This window comes from Actinomycetospora sp. (genome assembly GCF_055612215.1).
The window spans coordinates 1-4,152 of the sequence record NZ_JBVPVA010001173.1 but is presented as its reverse complement, the minus strand read 5'-3'; the positions used below and the strand labels follow the sequence as shown (position 1 = coordinate 4,152).

Below are 4,152 nucleotides of genomic sequence, written 5' to 3'. Positions count from 1 at the left end.
CGGAACCGCTCCGACGGCGGCGGACGGCCACGGCCTGTCCAGCGGGTTGACGGGCCAGGACCCGGCCGTGCCGGGCGCGACCACCGCGCCGGACCCGCACCACCACACGACGCACGACCACACCGTCCCGCCGGGGCACTGACCGCCCTGCCGACCCCGCGACACCGGAACGGGAAGGGGAACCGCCCTGTCCGTGTTGATGCGCTCCACGGTGAGTGGCAGCACCGACCTCGGCCGCCTGCTCGAGCGGGCCGACCAGCTCGCCGGTCAGGCGGGTCGGGCCGACCTGGTCGAGCGGCTGGGGGTAGTCCGGTCCTGGCTGGCCGGGCGACCGCTGTGCGTCGCCGTGAGCGCGGGAGCGGGAGCGGGCAGTGCCGTGGCCCGCGCGCTGCACGGGGTGTCGTCGCGGATGTTGCCGGGGGCGTCCTTCGTGGACGCCCCCGGCTCGTCCGGGATCGGCCGGGCGGCACCTCCCGGCGCTGCCGACGTCGTCCTGCTCGTCACGGACGCCCGCCGTGACTACGGTCGAGCGGAACTGGACGGCCTGGCGCGTCTTCGGGCGCAGTACCCGCAGGTCGTCGGCGTCCTCGCGAACTACGAGGCCTGCCCGGACCTGAGCGCCGCCCAGGCGGCGATCCGTCAGCGGGTGCAGGCCGCAGGCCTCGACACACCCCCGGTCCCGCTGCTCCCGGTCTCGGTGACGATGTGCGAGAGCGCCCGGGCCCGCCAGGATGACCCGGCCTTCGTCGCCTCGGGTGTCCCGCAGCTGGTCGAGTTCCTCCGCGACCAGGTCGACAGCGGTCTCGACGACCGGCTGCGCGACGCCGCGCTGATCGAGCTCCGCGGGGTCGTCGAGCACCTCCTGCCCACGTGGTCCGACGAACTGGTGCGGCTGCGGGGTGAGGTGGGCGCACCCGGCCGACGGCACGAGGCCGCGGTGGCCGAGCTGGACCGCCGGCAGCGCCTGTCGACGAGCTGGCAGATCGCGCTCGCCGACGGCGTGACCGAGCTGGGTTCCCAGGTCGACTTCGACCTCCGGGAACGGCTGCGCGAGGTCCTCGAGTCCGCCGACGAGGAGATCGCGAAGGGTGACCCGTTCGGTGACTGGCCCGGCTTCGACGCCACGGTGCACGACCGGATCCGTGACGCCGTCACCGCCGACTACCGGGTGCTCCGGGAGCGGGCCACCGCGTTGGCGACCCGGGTGGCCGCAGAGCTGGCGGGGACGCCGGACGGCTCGGCGGGCGGGATCGCCCTGCCCCGGATCCGGGTGCAGGACCCGCACGACGCGCTGCGCCGCATCGTCGCGATGCCGCCACCTGAGGGCGGGGGGAGCCTGCTCTCGCGGATCGTCAACAGCGTGCGCGGATCGTACGGCGGGATTCTGATGGTCGGCGTCCTGACCAGCCTCGCCGGCCAGAGCCTCATCAGCGTCTACTCGGTGGCCGCCGGGCTGCTGCTCGGTGTGTTCACCTTCTTCGAGGACCGCAAGAACTCCGTCGAACGGCGGCGGGCCGAGGCCCGCGTGTCCGCGGCGAAGCTGCTCGACGCCGCCAACTTCCGTATCGGCGACGACCAGCGGACGCAGCTACGGGCCGTGCACCGGGCGTTGCGCGACCACTTCACCGTCGTCAACGACGAGCGCCTCCGGGACGCTGCCGACGCCGTGCGGGCCGCCTCGACCGACGACGGCGCCGTACAGGCACGCGTCACGGAGCTGGAGTCCGGCCTCGTCGAGCTGACCGAGCTCCGGGCGCGGCTCTCGACGGGCCGGGACCCGGCGGCCGACGCCCGCGGTGGGCGCCGGCTGACGGCGGTCAAGTCGCCGTGGTGACCGGATCCGGTCCGGTCAGGTGCTCGGTAGCGCCGAGAGCTGCTGCCACTGTGGCCAGGTGAGCGACCAGTCGTAGATGTCGGTGCGCGGCATCGGCACCGGGCTGCCGGTGACCTCGACGGGGTCGCCGAACAGCGCGGTGTTGAAGTAGTTCTCGGCGTCCTGGGTCGAGAGGTTCACGCAGCCGTGGGTCACGTTCTCGCTGCCCTGCGCCCCCTCGGAGAGCGGGTTGGCGTGGATGAACTCGCCGTTGTTGGAGATCCGGACCGCCCAGTGCTCGGGCACGTTGTTGTAGCCGTAGGCCGGGTTGGACATGAGCACGGTCTGCTGCTTGCTCATCACGACGTGGACGCCGTTGGTCGTGTTGCGGTTCGGGTCCGAGCCCAGTCCGTAGCTGGCCGGCACGTCCATGAGCGTCTTCCCGGCCCCGTCCACGACGAGCATGTGGAACGAGTTCACGTCGGCCTTGACGATCTGGGCGCGGCCGATGGTGAAGTGCGAGCTCACGTCGCCCCCGCCCCAGGTCCCGCCGCCGAGGTCGACGCCCTGCAGGTTCGCGGCCACGGTCACCTGGGTGCCGGGCGTCCAGTAGCCCTGCGGACGCCAGTGGGCCCGCGCCCCCTGCTCGGTGTCGGGCAGCCAGCCCCACGCGCCCGGCGTCGGGACCGAGGTCTGCACGGACAGGGCGCGCTGCGCGGCCGCCTTGTCCGCCACCGGTCCGTCGAACTGCACGATGATCGGGGCGGCGATCCCGACGGAGGCGCCGTCGGCGATGTTGAGGTTCGCGTCGACCTTCTGCGCCGGCGAGACCGTCGTGAACGAGCCCGAGAGGGGCTGCGCGCCGCCGTTGCCGTCGGCCACGGCGCCCTTCCAGGTGTACGTGGCGCCGTAGGCCAGGGTCACGGTGCTCGCCCAGCCGTCCGGGGTCGGACGGCCGGCCACCGCCATGCCGTCCGGGCCGACGAGCGCGATGTCGGTGAGGCGACCGTTCACGACGTGCACCGTGGCCGGTTGCGCCGGCGCGACGCCGGTGGCGCCGTCGGCGGGGGTCGTCGTGACCTGGGCCGGTGGTGCGGGGGGCGCCTCGGCCTGCGCGGCCGACGCGGTGCCGCCTCCACCCGACGCGTGCTCGATCGTGCCCCACACCGTGACCGCGGCCAATGCCACCGCGAACGCCAGCATCACCCCGAGCAGAGTCCGCCCGAGCGCCATCGACCCACACCCCCGAGTCGTCGTCGATCGCCCCGGACGTGCGTCCCGGGCCTTCCACCGTCGGACGTCTCGCGTCCCGCGCGGTTCCCCACCATGGTGCCCCCGTCGTCACGTCCGCGTGGTGCGGCGCACCGCCCGTGCACGATTCGTGACGTGCCGACCGCCCGGGGGCCCGTCGGCGGGGACCTGCGTCACGCGTCCAGGCCGGCCTCCGCCACGAGCCGGTGGAACAGACCCTCGGGATCGACCGGGAACCCGCGGGCGAGGAACCAGTCGGTGATCCGGCGCACGTCGCGGACGAGGACGTCGGGCCCGTGCGGGTTCCCGACGAGGTCCACGACCTGCGGGAGGTCGATCAGCACCAGGCGCCCGTCGTGGACGAGGACGTTGTAGGCGGACAGGTCGCCGTGGGTCCGCCCGGAGCGGGCCAGCCCGACGAGGGCCGCGACCAGTTGGTCCCAGAGCTCGGCGAGCTCGGCCGGGGCCGGGCGCAGCTGGGCGAGGCGCGGGGCGGCGGTGCCGTCCGGGGTACCGAGGAACTCCAGGAGCAGCTCGGTCCCCAGCAGCTGGACGGGGTACGGGACCGCGACCCCCGTCGCGGACAGGCTGCTCAGGGCGGCGAACTCGGCGGCCGCCCACTGCCCGGCGAGCAGCTCGCGCCCGAACGACGTGCGGTTCGCCATCGCCCGGGTCTCCCGCGAGCGCCGGACCCGCCGGCCCTCGAGGTACCCGGCGTCGCGGTGGAACATCCGGTGCTCGGCGGAGCGGTAGCGCTTCGCGGCGAGCAGGCAGCCCGGTCCGCCGGGGAGCGCCCGCTCCACGAGGTGGACGTCCGCCTCCTTGCCGGTCTTGAGCACGCCGAGCTCGGTGTCGGTGGCGCCGGCGTCGGTGACGACCCAGGCGGGCACCGGGGCCGGGCCGGGGACGGCGTCGGGGTAGCTGGACCAGCGGTCGCCGGTGGCCGGTCCGTCGTGCCCGTCGTCCGGCCCGGGTCGCGGTCGCGGCCGGAGATCGTCGTGGTCGTCGTCGAAACGTCGACGCCGGCGGGGAATGCGTTCGTGCACCAGGGGCTCCAGGCGTGGGGGATCACCCCACGGGAGGAGTCC

3 protein-coding genes are annotated in these 4,152 nt (G+C 74.4%); 1 reads left to right on the top strand and 2 read right to left on the bottom strand.

The genetic code is table 11. The features are described 5' to 3' along the window. Nucleotides 1-211 precede the first annotated feature (211 nt). A complete protein-coding gene (locus tag AC0CYZ_RS31515) occupies nucleotides 212-1,834 on the top strand; it encodes a P-loop NTPase family protein (RefSeq protein WP_472222179.1) in 1,623 nt (540 codons plus the stop codon). A 15-nt stretch (nucleotides 1,835-1,849) separates the two neighbouring features. On the opposite strand, the gene AC0CYZ_RS31510 is transcribed toward AC0CYZ_RS31515, so the two are convergent. Both AC0CYZ_RS31510 and AC0CYZ_RS31505 read right to left on the bottom strand, forming a co-directional pair. Continuing rightward, a complete protein-coding gene (locus AC0CYZ_RS31510; protein WP_472222177.1) occupies nucleotides 1,850-3,046 on the bottom strand; it encodes a L,D-transpeptidase in 1,197 nt (398 codons plus the stop codon). 191 nt (nucleotides 3,047-3,237) lie between these two features. Next, complete coding sequence (locus AC0CYZ_RS31505) at nucleotides 3,238-4,122, bottom strand: serine protein kinase RIO (RefSeq protein ID WP_472222181.1); 885 nt, start codon at nucleotides 4,120-4,122, stop codon at nucleotides 3,238-3,240. Nucleotides 4,123-4,152 lie beyond the last annotated feature (30 nt).

Coding starts and splice junctions, on each gene's coding strand:
- AC0CYZ_RS31510 (WP_472222177.1), bottom strand. CDS start 3,046: ATGGCGCTCGGGCGGACTCTGCTCGGGGTGATGCTGGCGTTCGCGGTG.